This window comes from Psychrobacter submarinus (genome assembly GCF_904846685.1).
Taxonomy (GTDB): Bacteria; Pseudomonadota; Gammaproteobacteria; order Pseudomonadales; family Moraxellaceae; genus Psychrobacter; species Psychrobacter submarinus.
In genome coordinates this window covers 38,782-52,911 of the sequence record NZ_CAJHBQ010000002.1, presented here as the reverse complement: position 1 = coordinate 52,911, position 14,130 = coordinate 38,782, and the positions used below count along the sequence as shown (strand labels likewise).

General features: G+C 45.1%; 10 protein-coding genes and 1 tRNA gene. 9 read left to right on the top strand and 2 right to left on the bottom strand.

All coding sequences use genetic code 11. The annotated features are described in order from the left end of the window. Positions 1-371: 371 nt before the first annotated feature. Positions 372-1,832 carry a cysteine--tRNA ligase gene (cysS, locus tag JMY03_RS06560; protein ID WP_201602293.1) on the bottom strand — a complete coding sequence of 487 codons (1,461 nt, stop codon included), beginning with the start codon at positions 1,830-1,832 and terminating at the stop codon, positions 372-374. 199 nt (positions 1,833-2,031) lie between these two features. Between cysS and JMY03_RS06555 the strand changes: the two genes are divergently transcribed. Then, complete coding sequence (locus tag JMY03_RS06555) at positions 2,032-2,661, top strand: cob(I)yrinic acid a,c-diamide adenosyltransferase (protein ID WP_201602290.1); 630 nt, start codon at positions 2,032-2,034, stop codon at positions 2,659-2,661. A 481-nt stretch (positions 2,662-3,142) separates the two neighbouring features. On the opposite strand, the gene JMY03_RS06550 is transcribed toward JMY03_RS06555, so the two are convergent. Beyond that, positions 3,143-4,099, bottom strand: coding sequence for a hypothetical protein (locus JMY03_RS06550; protein WP_201602288.1), 957 nt, complete (start codon positions 4,097-4,099; stop codon positions 3,143-3,145). A 443-nt stretch (positions 4,100-4,542) separates the two neighbouring features. Here JMY03_RS06550 and JMY03_RS06545 point away from each other — a divergent pair, with 443 nt between their 5' ends. The 8 genes from JMY03_RS06545 to JMY03_RS06510 all read left to right on the top strand — a co-directional run bounded on the left by JMY03_RS06545 (position 4,543) and on the right by JMY03_RS06510 (position 14,122). Then, positions 4,543-5,394 carry a glycerophosphodiester phosphodiesterase gene (locus JMY03_RS06545; RefSeq protein ID WP_201602286.1) on the top strand — a complete coding sequence of 284 codons (852 nt, stop codon included), beginning with the start codon at positions 4,543-4,545 and terminating at the stop codon, positions 5,392-5,394. A gap of 288 nt (positions 5,395-5,682) precedes the next feature. After that, complete coding sequence (locus JMY03_RS06540; RefSeq protein ID WP_227675527.1) at positions 5,683-7,080, top strand: acyl-CoA desaturase; 1,398 nt, start codon at positions 5,683-5,685, stop codon at positions 7,078-7,080. A gap of 120 nt (positions 7,081-7,200) precedes the next feature. After that, the gene (locus JMY03_RS06535) at positions 7,201-8,667 is read left to right on the top strand and encodes a protein adenylyltransferase SelO (RefSeq protein ID WP_201602285.1); all 1,467 of its coding nucleotides are present in this window, start codon (positions 7,201-7,203) and stop codon (positions 8,665-8,667) included. 262 nt (positions 8,668-8,929) lie between these two features. Beyond that, positions 8,930-11,251, top strand: a complete 2,322-nt coding sequence (locus tag JMY03_RS06530; RefSeq protein ID WP_201602283.1) for an NADP-dependent malic enzyme — start codon at positions 8,930-8,932, stop codon at positions 11,249-11,251. A gap of 140 nt (positions 11,252-11,391) precedes the next feature. After that, complete coding sequence (locus JMY03_RS06525) at positions 11,392-12,567, top strand: tRNA nucleotidyltransferase (protein WP_201603208.1); 1,176 nt, start codon at positions 11,392-11,394, stop codon at positions 12,565-12,567. A gap of 3 nt (positions 12,568-12,570) precedes the next feature. Continuing rightward, positions 12,571-13,362, top strand: coding sequence for a pteridine reductase (locus JMY03_RS06520; RefSeq protein WP_201602282.1), 792 nt, complete (start codon positions 12,571-12,573; stop codon positions 13,360-13,362). A gap of 81 nt (positions 13,363-13,443) precedes the next feature. Next, positions 13,444-13,520 (top strand) — tRNA-Ile (locus tag JMY03_RS06515). A 170-nt stretch (positions 13,521-13,690) separates the two neighbouring features. Then, positions 13,691-14,122: a hypothetical protein gene (locus tag JMY03_RS06510; protein WP_227675526.1), complete on the top strand. Its 432-nt coding sequence runs from the start codon at positions 13,691-13,693 to the stop codon at positions 14,120-14,122. Positions 14,123-14,130: the final 8 nt, after the last annotated feature.

Below are 14,130 nucleotides of genomic sequence, written 5' to 3'. Positions count from 1 at the left end.
AGTATAGAACTGACTTTATTTGTTAGTCTACGTATATTACCTGCCTTACTTATATAGCCTGCTCTCTACAAAAAACAGGGTTTGAGTATCTTTCTTCATGTCTCTTTTTTATTTTTTACTCTTTATTCTTTAAGCATCTTTGAAGGTAATGCGCTCAGCAGGCAGATAAAGTTTTTGTTTATTGTAAAGATAATTTAGCATCTGCTCTCGTATCTCACACTAAAGGTATTGGCATTGAGGGCTATCGCTTATCAAACTACTTTAAACATAAGCTAATTGAGTCCATCAAAAAAAGCCAGCATTAAGCTGGCTTTCTCTATGCGTATTTGTAGTTATCTTGGTAATTTTGTCCGTTTATGGCAGCAGCGGTGTTAAGCGCGGCGCCAAGTCGTGCCAGCGCTACTATCTTCAAGCTCAATGCCCGCCTCTTTTAGCTGCATTCGTATCTCATCAGCCCGAGCGTAGTCTTTGTTGGCTTTGGCAGCGCCGCGCTCAGCAATCAGCGCATCGATAGCGTCATCACTAAGACCATTCTCTGACTTTTCGCCGATAACGGCTTGCAAAAACTGTTTTGGCGGCTGCTGTAGGATATTTAATGATTTGGCAAGCGCGCGCAGCTGCTGCGCTAACTGCCAAGCCTTGTCCGTATCTTGCGCTTTAGCTGCTTTATTGACTTCACTGGCTAAGCTAAACAATACGCTAATAGCCGCCGAACTATTAAAATCATCATTCATAGCCGCAATAAAGTCTTGACCTGCCGCGCTTTGATACGCTTGATTAATAAGCTCTTGGTCAGCCTCAAGCGCTTGACTTTGATGTTGTTGAGCGATTTTTAGTGCATTATATAATCTGCTTAGGCTATTATGCGCCTCATCCAAAGCGCTATCTGAGAAGTTGACTTGGCTGCGGTAGTGACTCGACAATAAGAAGAACCGCACGGTCTCAGGATGATATTTGTTCGTGACTTCGCGTATAGTAAAAAAGTTGCCCAAAGACTTAGACATCTTTTCACCATCGACATTGATAAAGCCAACGTGCATCCAGTTATTAGCGTACTCGCAGCCCGTTGCCGCCTCAGATTGGGCAATCTCATTTTCATGATGCGGAAACTGCAGGTCATGACCACCGCCATGGATATCAAAGGTATTACCCAAGCATTTCGTCGACATCGCAGAGCACTCAATATGCCAGCCCGGACGCCCTTGCCCCCAAGGAGAAGTCCACTGTGGCTCGCCCGCTTTTGCAGCTTTCCATAAGACAAAATCAAAAGGATTACGCTTGATATTTTCAACCTCAACGCGAGAGCCTGCTTGCATCTCATTCAGCTTGCGCTTAGAGAGTTTGCCATAGTCGGCGAAGCTATCGACAGCGTAATAGACATCGCCATTATCAGCAGCATAAGCATAATCACCTTCGATTAAAGTTGTGATCATTTGCTGCATCTCATCGATGTGATCGGTAGCCCTCGGCTCTGCATCCGGACTCAAGCAGCCAAGCGTGGCAGCATCGTCATGCATCGCTTTTGTGAAGCGCTGTGTCAAAGTGCCGATATCTTCATTATTTTCGATAGCGCGCGCGATAATCTTGTCATCGATATCCGTTATGTTGCGTACATAGTTGACGTCATATCCTAACTGACTAAGCCAGCGCACTACCATATCAAAAGCCACCATCACTCGCGCGTGACCGATATGACAGTAATCATAAACCGTCATGCCGCAGACATACATGCCTAACTTGCCAGCGACTAAGGGCCGCAAGGGCTGTTTGCGAGCTGTCAATGAGTCGTATACAACCAGCTGGGACTGCGCATCGGTAACTGAGGTAGTCATAACAAATTAGCCTTTTGATAAAATGAAGTGATATAAATTTTAACGCATTATCTTAGCGAAAATGGACATAAAATACTACAATGAGCGTAGGACGCTATTAAATAAAACCGTTAATTAACCGCCCTCGCAGCGCGTTATGCAGCTAAGATACAATAAACTGAAATACAAAAATCTAGATACAGAAGCTAAGGAGCTCTAAATGGGCAATCGTTTAAGTAAGATATACACCCGCACTGGTGATGATGGCACCACAGGTATGGCAGATGGTAGCCGCGTCAGCAAAGCCGATATACTCTTTACAGTGATGGGTGATATCGACGAGCTCAACTCGCATGTTGGCTTAGTACGTGCCCAATTAACGCAAATGAACACGGCGGCTACTCAAGAGACAGCTCAGCATTTATCCCTTATCAAAGAGTCAGATTTTGCGCACGCTTTAGTAATTATTCAGCATTTACTATTTAACATTGGCGGTGAGCTGGCGATGCCAGAGTATGAAGGCGTAAACGAGACTCATATCGACTGGTTAGAGCAGCAGATAGATACCATGAATACTCGCTTGCCGCCGCTCAAAGACTTTATTTTGCCTACAGGGACGGTATTGGTCAGTCAATTGCACATAGCGCGCACTGTATGCCGCCGCGCTGAGCGTCAAGCGGTGTTGTTACAGCAGCAGCGCCCGCAAGCTATTCGTAGTACCGCTGTCAGCTTGATTAATCGGCTATCTGATTGGTTATTTGTCGCGGCGCGTTTTTGTACTGATCCTGCTCAAGTCTCGGAAGTCTTATGGGATAGTCAAGTGTTACAAAAGCTTGATAACGATAAATAATGTTCTGTTATCTGTCGTTTATAATTAATGACTCTTTTTATTAAATTAGTTTATTAACACTAGGGCGTGTTGAACATTCGACCGTGGCACTGACAGAGACTATTTTTTAGACGATTTGCAGATAAAAATTGTAAGTATAGTCATTCTATACGTCAGTTTTTATCAATAAAGCGGCAAAAAATAGTCCTGTCCCTGTTGTTAGAGTGAGGGCTGATGCTAAAATCGCCCTAGTCGTTGTAAAAATTTAGCTAAGGCATCTGCATTACCTGCAATTTTCCCTTAGACTAGAACACAGCTTTGATTAACTAGCAGCGATCAGCAGTGCCTTCTTGTGAATGTTCAACACGCCCTAGCCTTAAACGAAATTCTAAAACCCGCTTTGAAAATAACAAACAATCAAAAAGCGTCTATAACTTCAAGCTATAGACGCTTTTTTTAACCACTGATGCTTAAGACATGATTTTTAAGACAATCATAACCCTTAGTAAGTGGCACTATCGTCTTCGATGATGATCATATCGATGCTCTCATCTTCAGGTACGGCTTTTGGAAGTGCAGACTCTACTGGGTTATCATCATTTGTGATAGCCGCTGCCGTACTCTCTTCATTCGCACTGCCGCTTTGATTGATTGATGGCGGCGCTGGTGGTGTTGGCGGCTCGGCTCGACGAATAGGCTCAACTGGCGTCACCGTTCTAGGCTGACGGATGGTCTGATTCTCTTGTCTGTTTGACGCAGCAGCTCTACGCTCAGCTGCCGCCTCTGCACGTTGATTCGCTGCTTGTTCATCTAGCACGGTTTTGAGTGATGAGCCTGCCATAACATCAGCGACTATGCCGATTAGAGCCGGTTGTCCTGCGATACGCGCTTGCACTAGGCCGTTTTGAGCACCAATGACATAGCTAAAAGCATCGTCTACTAACATGTTATTATTGATACGGATATTTTCTTTAGCCAATCGTGATTGCAAGCTTGGCTTGTTATTAGATGAATCTATGAGGCTGGCTTGGTATAAGTCTTCGCTAGGCAAAGTCATGCTGACGCTCGCCTGACAAGTGGTCATGCCATTGGTATTGGCTTGTTGTAAAACCGCTGCGTTTTGCACATCAATCTTGATATTACCCACTTTAGTATCGAGCATACTATTACTAATAGCCACGTCTGCGTTGTTGACATAGTTAGTTGCAAGCGTTTGCGCTTGTTGATCTAACGTGTTCTTTAGTGCGGTTCTGAGACGGTCTTGAACCATAGGATCATCACACTTCATTACGGGTGCAACATCAGCATCATCGGCGGCTTGCTGCTCAGCAGTAATATCCGTAGTATCGGCGCTGTCTTCATCGTCTGGGCGACTACAGCCTGCAACGGCTAAACCACATACTAAACCAATACCAGCAACCTGCTGCCATTTCATCCACTTATTTTTGACTACGCTCATACTCATTTAGCTCCTGAGATACTGACCTTTTTATAACTGCCTTTAAGCTCTTTATCGTTACTTACGCTTTATAAATCATCACCCTTTTACAGATAGTCTTTTACCCAATCTAAGGATAAGCTCTATCTGTTATCTACAGTCTTGTACCATAGATAATTTTAAAATGGCAACTTGAAAGAATAGCGACTTTAAAGAATGGCACTTCATTGAAAATGAAATCATTATACGGGGTTTGGCTAAGATGTTCAGCATGACGATTTCCAGATATACAAATAAAAGCCCTTAATCGATATAAAACTAGCGTTAGTTGCAAAAACACAACACAGAACGCTTAAAGGCACTGTGATTATTTATTGACCGTCAAAGCAAGCGGTCTATCATAAAAGGCAGCTCAGATAGGTACAATAACCTGCTTTGATCATGCAAAAGACTCTTACCTTATTATGATAAATTTTAAAAAAACGCAGCTCCTTGGGCATCGCGGTGCCCGCGTGGAAGCGCTAGAGAACACTTTATTCGGTTTTCAACACGCTAAGCGCTTGCAAGCAAGGGGCTTAGCAGGTGTTGAGCTCGATGTGCAGCTCACCGCTGATGGTCATTTAATTGTTTTTCATGATGACACCTTACAGCGTCTATGCGGCCTGCAAGCAAGAATTGACCAATTAAGCCTGCGCGAGATTCAACGTCACACCCAATCGGGCCATCATATCATTACGCTCGATATGCTAGCGCAGTCTCTACCGCTCTCGATGTCTGCCCCTGCATTCAAACCTCAACGTCAAGCGCTCAATAGTCTGTTAGGTGTTAATACCATCAGCAGTGATAAGGCTTATGAGATCACAGAATTAAGCAGTCAGGCTCATACTTTGAGTCAGTTTACTCATATCGAGCTTGAGATTAAGACTCACAATCGCACCGATCATACCAAGCTTGTGCAAGCGTTACTACGCTACTTAGTCAATAGCCCGTTATCAAGCCTGCCGTTGGTATTAACGAGCTTTGATAAAACCCTACTCGCCCAATTGCAGCAGCATCCGCAGCTCTCATCGATATCTCGCGGCCTATTAGTGCTTGAGCCGAGTCTTATCTCATCAGCGCCCAATACCGCGCTGCGATTAGGCTGTACTCAACTGGGTATTCATTATCCGCTGCTAAACAAGCAAATCATCGCTAATTGTCATCGTTATCAGTTGCCAGTGAGCGCTTGGACGGTCAATGACATCAGTGCGATAAAACAGCTGATAGAATGGCAAGTCGATGTCATTATCACCGATATTCCTTCGCAATTATTATGACCCTAGCGTTGAGAGTTCCTAATTGATATTTTGTTATAAGTTATAGCATTTGCCTAAATAACAGCATGCGATATCTGCTCGCTAAGCGCGATACCTTGTGTAACATATCTCCGCACAGTTTTACACTTTCGCTGAACACCTGATAGCTAACGTGGTTTTCGCTATAGATATACCATAACTCATACAAGTTATTGTTATTTAGCAATATTTTTCTAGTGCATATCTGTTCACTTTACTGTGTTTTTAGGGTAATATGGACGCTGAAATTAATACCGTTAGGGATATTACATGATTGCTAAAAAAGTAATAGGTTTACCACTTAAAGGCTTACGTCTCGCTATGAAGTCTGGTGATACGCTTATACAAAACGCTGGCACTCAAGCGCTACGTGTTAAGACATGGTTTGACAATAACAAGAGCAACACCAATACAGCAGCAGAAACTCAATTTGCGGCTACAAGCGGCTACAAGAATGCAAACCCTGCAGCCAACTATGAAGGTGTTGACCCTCTTGAGCTTGAATTCCAAAAGTCGCCCATTAATTTAGTACCTGCTATCTTTTTGATAGCAACGCCTATTGCAGCGGCAGTTATTACCCCTTGGTATTTATTGACTCATGAAGTCAGTGCGCCAGTCTGGGGTGTGTTTGGCGCCTTTATGGTCTGGACAGGTATTAGTATTACTGCAGGCTATCATCGCTTGCTATCGCATCGTGCCTACAAAGCGCACCCTGTGGTTAAAAACTTCTTACTTTTAGGGTCAACGCTTGCCGTGCAAGGTTCAGCCTTTGATTGGGTGTCAGGTCACCGCACCCATCATCGTCACGTCGATGATCGTATGGAAGACCCGTATTCAGCGCAGCGTGGGTTTTTCTTTAGTCACATTGGTTGGATGCTACGTAACTACCCTAGCGGCCGTTTTGATTACAAAAACATCCCTGATTTGACTAAAGATAAAGTGTTACAAATCCAGCATAAGTATTATGGTCTTTGGGTGCTCGCGACTAACGTAGCTATGGTCGCAGCCGTAGGTTGGTTGATCGGTGACGTTTGGGGTACGCTGGTGTTAGCAGGCCTGCTACGTCTAGTGCTGACGCATCATTTTACTTTCTTTATCAACTCTTTATGTCATATGTTTGGGACGCGTCCTTATACCGACACTAATAGTGCCCGTGATAACTTTATGCTAGCGATATTTACTTGGGGTGAGGGTTATCACAACTACCACCACTTCTTCCAATACGACTATCGTAATGGCGTTAAATGGTGGCAGTACGATCCAACGAAGTGGCTGATTGCCGGTTTATCTAAGCTTGGTTTAACCTCAGATCTGCGCACCGTTGATGATACGACGATTAAGCATGCTGAAGTACAAATGCAGTTTAAGCGTGCGCAGCAACAAATCGACAAAGCAACTTCTGAAGGTCTTGATATTCCGCAAGCAATGCAAAATTTCCAAGACCGTATTAAGCTTGAATACGATGCGTTTAAGCAAACCGTTGAGCAATGGCAAGCGCTAAAAGCCAAAGCGGTTGAGATGAAAAAGACAGACTTTGCCGATCGCTTACACGAAGTGGATGATAAGCTTAAGCACGAATATATTAAAGTTGAGCAAAAAATCTTTGAGCATAATAATAATCTCAAAACCGCATTTCGCTCCATTGGCTTTAACAATAAAGCCGCTTAGTTTGTACTAAGTTAGTGTTAAAGCTAATATTTAAAAATTGCTACTTTTCTCCTACCCTCTAACTGTTATAGTTAGGGGGATTTTTTTGCTCAATTTATCGATAAAAAATAGGAAGCCGTTATGCGCTACCAAAATAGCTATGCCCAATTAGATCCGCGTCTATATCATAAGCAGCCGCCAAGCGCTCTTAACAACCCGCGTGCCGGCCACTTCAACTCACAAGTCGCTGAGCAATTAGGCTGGTCAACTGATCAAGAGTTAATGGAGCGCTGGGTCGAAATCGTCGGCGGAGAGTATGTGCCTGAGGGTTTTGAGCCGCTGGCGATGGCTTATGCCGGTCATCAGTTTGGGCAATGGGCGGGACAACTGGGCGATGGGCGTGGGTTACTTATGGCACAGGTGCTAGATAATAATGACACCCTACAAGACTTGCACCTCAAAGGAATCGGCCTCACGCCTTATTCACGAATGGGAGATGGCCGGGCGGTGCTGCGTAGTACTATCCGTGAGTACTTATGTGGTCATGCTTTTGCGCAATTGGGTATCCCTGCCTCCAATGCGTTAGGGTTTGTGGTCTCAGATACGCCTGTGCGCCGCGAAACCATGGAAGCCGGCGCCGCTTTAATGCGAGTAGCAGATAGTCATGTACGCCTTGGTCATGTCGAATGGATAGCGAGCTTTGCACCGGACTTACTCGGCGAGTTTACTGATTATATGATCGATACTTACTATCCGGAGTGCCGCGATGCTGAGCAGCCGGTACTGGCATTTTTAAGTACTGTTGTCGAGCGTACCGCGCGTATGATTGCCGATTGGCAGTTGATCGGCTTTGCTCATGGGGTAATGAATACTGACAATCTATCGATTACTGGCAGTACCTTAGACTTTGGGCCTTTTGGCTTTATGGAGCGCTTTAATCCGGCTTGGATTAATAACCACTCCGATCACACAGGGCGTTACGCTTATCAGAACCAGCCCGCTATTGGTTATTGGAACCTAAACGTTTGGCTACCGCATTTTATGCGTCTTGAGGGCGTGACTCGTGAGACTCTAGCAGACTGCTTAGCACCTTATGAGACAACCTTTATGCAGCATTACCAACAAGGTCTGTGCCGCAAGCTCGGACTGCCGCACGAGCAAGACAGTTTAGTGCTAGCGTTTGAGTGGTTAAGCTTATTAGAGGATAACCTGCTCGATTATACCAATAGCTTTCGCGCTTTATTAGGCTTGGTTGCTCCTGATACACACCCTCATGAGAAGCAACTATTAGCGACTATAAGCCATGAACTACCGCCAGAAGCGCTAGCAGTTTGGCAAGACTGGCGGCAGCGCTATCTAAACCGACTTGCTACCTTAGCGACCGATGAAGTAATCGAGAGTTTGAAAAACAACAATCCAGTCTACGTGCTGCGTAACGAGATGGCACAGCGCGCTATTACGGCAGCCCAGCAAGGTCAATTCGATGAAGTGGCTAGAGTTTATGACTTGTTAAGCCGGCCTTATGAAGTACAAGATATCGCCACTGATCTTGATACCACGCCTCCTGCACCTGACGCGCCGCAATTGCCGATTAGCTGCTCTTCATAGATGACTTGTCATGTTATTTTAATTTGTACATTTAGCGCCGGTTGACTAGGCAGTGAATTGACATTGATGCTAGAATAGTTATTTTTTAGCGCAAGGTGTTTATCTGCCTAGCTAACCCCTGTGTGCTTTTAAAAATTTGGCTTTATCCTAGCCTTTATTTTATGGATAACGGCCTGTCACAGTCTTAAGGCGCTGATATTAGCCTTTTTTATGACCCCTCTGGATCTCCTATAACCATTTTATCCTAACTATGGCCATTATTATGAATGACGATACCTCCTTGAATACGGACAGCCCAGCTTCAGAAATCGAACAGTTTGAACAAGCGGCTCTTCATTACCACTCGCATCCTCGTCCAGGTAAAATCTCAGTCACTCCTATCAAGCAGCTCGCTAACCAACGCGACTTAGCGCTTGCTTATTCACCAGGGGTTGCCGTACCTTGTCTTGAGATCGAAAAAGATCCAAAACTGGCGGCTAAATATACGGCTCGTAACAATCTAGTGGGTGTCATCACTAACGGTACCGCAGTACTTGGCCTAGGCGATATCGGCCCTCTAGCTTCAAAGCCTGTGATGGAAGGTAAAGGCGTCCTATTCAAAAAATTCGCCGGTATCGATGTTTTTGATATCGAAATCGCGCAAAACGATCCTGACAAGTTCATCGAAGCAGTAGCGTCTCTTGAGCCGACTTTCGGTGGTATCAATCTTGAAGATATCAAAGCACCAGAGTGCTTCAAAATCGAGCGTGAACTGCGCGAGCGTATGAACATTCCCGTCTTTCATGATGATCAGCATGGTACTTCTATTATCGTGGCCGCCGCTTTACTCAACGCTCTAATATTGATCGATAAAAAAATCGAAGAGATTAAGATTGTTTGTTCAGGAGCGGGTGCTGCCGCTATCTCTTGCCTAGATATTATCTGTGCGCTAGGCGTTAACAAAGACAATATTTTTGTCTCTGATTCACGCGGTATTATATCTACTAGCCGTGATAATCTTGATGAGTCCAAGCAGCGCTATGCCCGCGATACAGATGCGACGACTATCGAAGAGGTTATGGATGATGCCGATATGTTCTTAGGCTTATCGATGCCTGGCATTTTGACTCCTGATATGGTCAAACGTATGGCAAAAGACCCTATCGTCTTTGCACTTGCTAACCCAACGCCTGAGATTATGCCAGAGCTTGCGCACTCCGTACGTCCAGACGTGATTATGGCAACCGGTCGTTCAGACTACCCTAACCAAGTCAATAATGCCCTGTGCTTCCCTTATATCTTCCGCGGCGCCTTAGATGTTGGCGCGACCGCCGTTAACGAAGAGATGAAGGTCGCTTGTGTTCGGGCTATTGCAGCTATGGCTCACGTTGAGGCTACCCCTGTCGGTAATGTCAAAAACACGGATAAGATGCGCCGTTTTGGCCGCGATTACTTGATCCCAGGACCACTCGAGCCAAACTTAATCATTGAGATTGCTTCTGCTGTGGCGCAAGCGGCAATGGACTCAGGCGTCGCTAGCCTGCCTATTTTAGATATGAAAGCCTATCGCCAACGCTTGTCTGAGTTTGTCTATAACTCAGCGTTTGTGATGAAGCCTATCTTTGCGCGCGCCAAATCTGATCCTAAGCGTATCGTTTACTGTGAAGGCGAAGATAATAACGTGTTATTAGCTGTACAAGTTGTGGTCGATGAGCAATTGGCTCAGCCTATTCTTGTTGGTCGTCCAGCTGTGATCGAAGCCAATATTGAAAAGCTTGGCCTGCGTCTACAAGACGGCGTCAACATAACTATCGTCAATCAAGATGATGATCCACGCTATAAAGACTACTGGCAAGGCTACTACGAAAAGAACAAACGTAAAGGTGTCAGTATAGAGCTGGCTCGCCGTGATGTTCGCCGTAAGACCTCGCTTATCGGCTCTTTATTGGTCGAAAATGGCGATGCCGAAGGCATGATCTGCGGTACGTTTAGCCATTATCAGCTGCATTTAGAATATGTACAAAACGTCATCGGTAAAAAACAAGGCGTTAGTGATTTTTATGCGATGAACGCGGTACTCATGCAAGATCGTAATATTTTTATTGCCGATACTTATATCCATGAAGACCCGACTGCTGAACAATTGGCCGAGATGACGGTACTGGCCGCAGAACAGCTTGAGCGCTTTGGTATCACCCCAAGAGTCGCTTTGGTATCGCACTCAAACTTTGGCACCTCAAACCGCGAAAGCGCGGTAAAAATGCGCAAAGTCTATCAGTTATTGACCGAAATGAATGTCAGCTTTGACTTCGATGGTGAGATGCAAGGGGATGCTGCGCTTGATGAGCATATCCGTATAGAAGACTTCCCTTCTACCGAATTTAGAGGCGCGGCCAATCTGCTCATCTTACCAACGCTTGATGCAGCAAATATCGCCTTTAACTTGCTAAAAACAGCAACCAATAGCGCTTCTATCGGTCCTATCTTATTGGGTGCTAGTAAGCCTGTGCATATCCTAACGCCATCAGCGACTGCTCGCCGTATTGTCAATATGACTGCCCTTGCCGTCACCGAAGCGCTGGACTTAGAAGAAGAGCAGAAGTAATCTAGCGGTTTTGATAACTAGCCGTTTTGATAACTAGGAGCACTTATCATTTAGTAATAAGTGCTATGCTATAATAAAACCAGCTAACGTCGCGCGTTGGCTGGTTTTTTTTGGTTAAAATTTAGGTTTTAGAGGTGAACATGCAAGTGTACTTGGTAGGCGGTGCGGTTCGCGATGGGCTGCTTGGTCGCCCTGTGACTGACAAAGACTTTGTAGTGGTAGGCAGTAGCGTCGAGCAGATGCTAGCTGCAGGGTTTGTACAAGTAGGCGCAGACTTCCCAGTATTTTTGCACCCAACCTCGCACGAAGAGTATGCGCTTGCCCGCACTGAGCGCAAGCAAGGACACGGCTATCAAGGATTTAGTGTCCATGCCAGCCCTGACGTGACGCTACAACAAGACTTGCAGCGCCGCGATTTGACCATCAATGCGATGGCAATCGAGGTGACCAGCTTAACCGATGACACCCCTATCACAGGCGAAGTTATCGATTATTATGGCGGCCTAGATGACATTGAACAAAAAACCTTGCGCCATGTCTCAGACGCTTTTGGTGAAGACCCGCTACGAGTGCTGCGAGTGGCGCGTTTTTATGGTCGTTATCATGCCTTAGGGTTTAGTATCAGTAGTGACACTTTGCAATTGATGCGCAAGTTGGCTACTTCTGGTGAGCTTGCGCATTTGAGTTGTGAGCGCGTTTGGCAAGAATCTAGCCGCGCTACTATGCAGGTCTCTCCTCATATTTACTGGCAGACGCTATTTGACATTGGTGCGCTTGATGACTATTTTGCACCGCTGGGCCAAGCATGGCAAAACACCACTGTTAAAGAAACCGTACAAACCGCTTTGTATTTCGCCGGTCAAATGCAATTGAACCTCTCACAGCGTTGGGCCCTGCTTATGGCGAGTCTCGATGACGCTTTGTTTCATTTAAAAAACGATGCAACCACAGCTTCTAAGAGCATCTCTAGCCTAGGTCAAAGCGCCAAAGTACCCAAAGCGCATACTCAGTTTGCTAGTCTTTTTGTCGAGCAGGCGCAGCAGCTAAATAACATAGATGAGCTGAACGCCGCACAAAAGATTGATCTTATTCAAGCTTGTAGCGCGCACAAAGCCCCTGAGAAGATCTCGCAATTGTTAGTCACTAGTCAAGTGCTACAGTTGGCCATTCATCACCGTGAAATGATGCTAGCGCTGAGTAGTTATCATGCTATTGGTATGCCTGATATTGCAAGCGACCTAAAAGGCCCAGCTATTGGGGCGGCTCTGCGCGGCGCCCGTATCCAGCACCTGCAAGCTCAAGATGAGCAAACTTAGCTTATGACAGATCTTGACACTGCCCCCGTTATACTTGTCACTGGCAGCGCTAAGCGTATTGGTGCAGCTATTGTTAAAGCTGCCCATCGTCAGGACTACCGCGTTATTATCCATTGCCATAATAGCCAGTCTGAGGCACAACAACTCAGCGACGAGCTCAATCAGATACGCCCGCATAGCGCCAAAGTATTAATCGCAGACTTATCCGTGATTAATGCTAAAGACCGCTTAGACACTTTTGTCAAAGCTAGCATCGGCGCGTTTGGTCAGCTTGATGTACTCGTGCACAACGCCTCGCGCTTTTACCCAACTCCTATAACCTCTATAACTAGTATCGATAATGAGCAATGGGATGAGCTGTTTTTAACTAATGCTAAAGCGCCTTTGATACTCAGCCAAGCGCTACTACCCTACTTGCAGGCTCAGCAAGGCTGTATCATTAGCCTGCTCGATATTCATGCGCACAACAAGCCCTTTAAAGATTACACTGTGTATAATATGGCAAAGGCGGCCCAGCGGATGATGGTACAGTCGCTAGCGCTTGATCTAGCACCAAACGTACGGGTCAACGGTGTAGCACCTGGGGTTAATGTTTTACCTGAGACTGATAGTGATCAAGCGCTTGAGCCTACGCTGCAGCATAGTATCGTTGACTCAATACCTCTACAGCGAATCGGTAAACCTGAAGACATTGCTCACAGCGTACTATATTTAATACAAGCCAGCTATGTCACCGGACAGATTATCGATGTTGATGGTGGACGTGGTCTGACCCTAGCAGGTGGTAAGTATTAAAATTTAGTAAATAGTTATAATTGTGCTTATCTTTTACTTGAAAAATTAGAGAAATCAGGTATCATTGTGCGTCTAACGTTAGGGCCCATAGCTCAGTTGGTTAGAGCAGAGGACTCATAATCCTTTGGTCGTAGGTTCAAGTCCTACTGGGCCCACCATATTCAAACCCTTACAGGCATTAGCTTGTAAGGGTTTTTTATTGTCTAAAATTTATGCGAACGCATGGACTTAGTTGGTTTTTTGATACTATCTTGATACTTTGACCCTTATAGTAATTAAAGTATGATACTACTAACACTATGGTTATATACTGCTGCATGGGTGATATATGAAGGTTAAACTTACCAAAAAATTTATTGATTCAGTAGACTATACCGCTAAAGGTACTGATATCTATATGGATGATGTATTAACTGGATTTGCGCTACGTGTAGGCAAGCAGTCAAAGCGCTATACACTGCATAAGCGCATCAATGGAAAGCTGTATAGAGACGAAGTAGAAGAAACGCATTTAATCACACTCACCGAAGCGCGTGAAAAAGCCAGCATAATGATGGCTAATATAAAAAAAGGTCTGCATGTTTATGACGGGCTTCATGAGGTCTTGGAAGAGCCGAAAGATAAGACTAATAATGTACCAACACTGAGAGATGCATATACCTACTTTAAATCAGCAAAGACTAGCTTAGCTAAAGGCACTATTGACACTTATGATGGTCAAATACTAAACATGAACCGCCCCGACTATATCGGAGGCTGATCTACTTG

Coding starts and splice junctions, on each gene's coding strand:
- cysS (WP_201602293.1), bottom strand. CDS start 1,832: ATGACTACCTCAGTTACCGATGCGCAGTCCCAGCTGGTTGTATACGAC.
- JMY03_RS06555 (WP_201602290.1), top strand. CDS start 2,032: ATGGGCAATCGTTTAAGTAAGATATACACCCGCACTGGTGATGATGGC.
- JMY03_RS06550 (WP_201602288.1), bottom strand. CDS start 4,099: ATGAGCGTAGTCAAAAATAAGTGGATGAAATGGCAGCAGGTTGCTGGT.
- JMY03_RS06545 (WP_201602286.1), top strand. CDS start 4,543: ATGATAAATTTTAAAAAAACGCAGCTCCTTGGGCATCGCGGTGCCCGC.
- JMY03_RS06540 (WP_227675527.1), top strand. CDS start 5,683: ATGATTGCTAAAAAAGTAATAGGTTTACCACTTAAAGGCTTACGTCTC.
- JMY03_RS06535 (WP_201602285.1), top strand. CDS start 7,201: ATGCGCTACCAAAATAGCTATGCCCAATTAGATCCGCGTCTATATCAT.
- JMY03_RS06530 (WP_201602283.1), top strand. CDS start 8,930: ATGAATGACGATACCTCCTTGAATACGGACAGCCCAGCTTCAGAAATC.
- JMY03_RS06525 (WP_201603208.1), top strand. CDS start 11,392: ATGCAAGTGTACTTGGTAGGCGGTGCGGTTCGCGATGGGCTGCTTGGT.
- JMY03_RS06520 (WP_201602282.1), top strand. CDS start 12,571: ATGACAGATCTTGACACTGCCCCCGTTATACTTGTCACTGGCAGCGCT.
- JMY03_RS06510 (WP_227675526.1), top strand. CDS start 13,691: ATGAAGGTTAAACTTACCAAAAAATTTATTGATTCAGTAGACTATACC.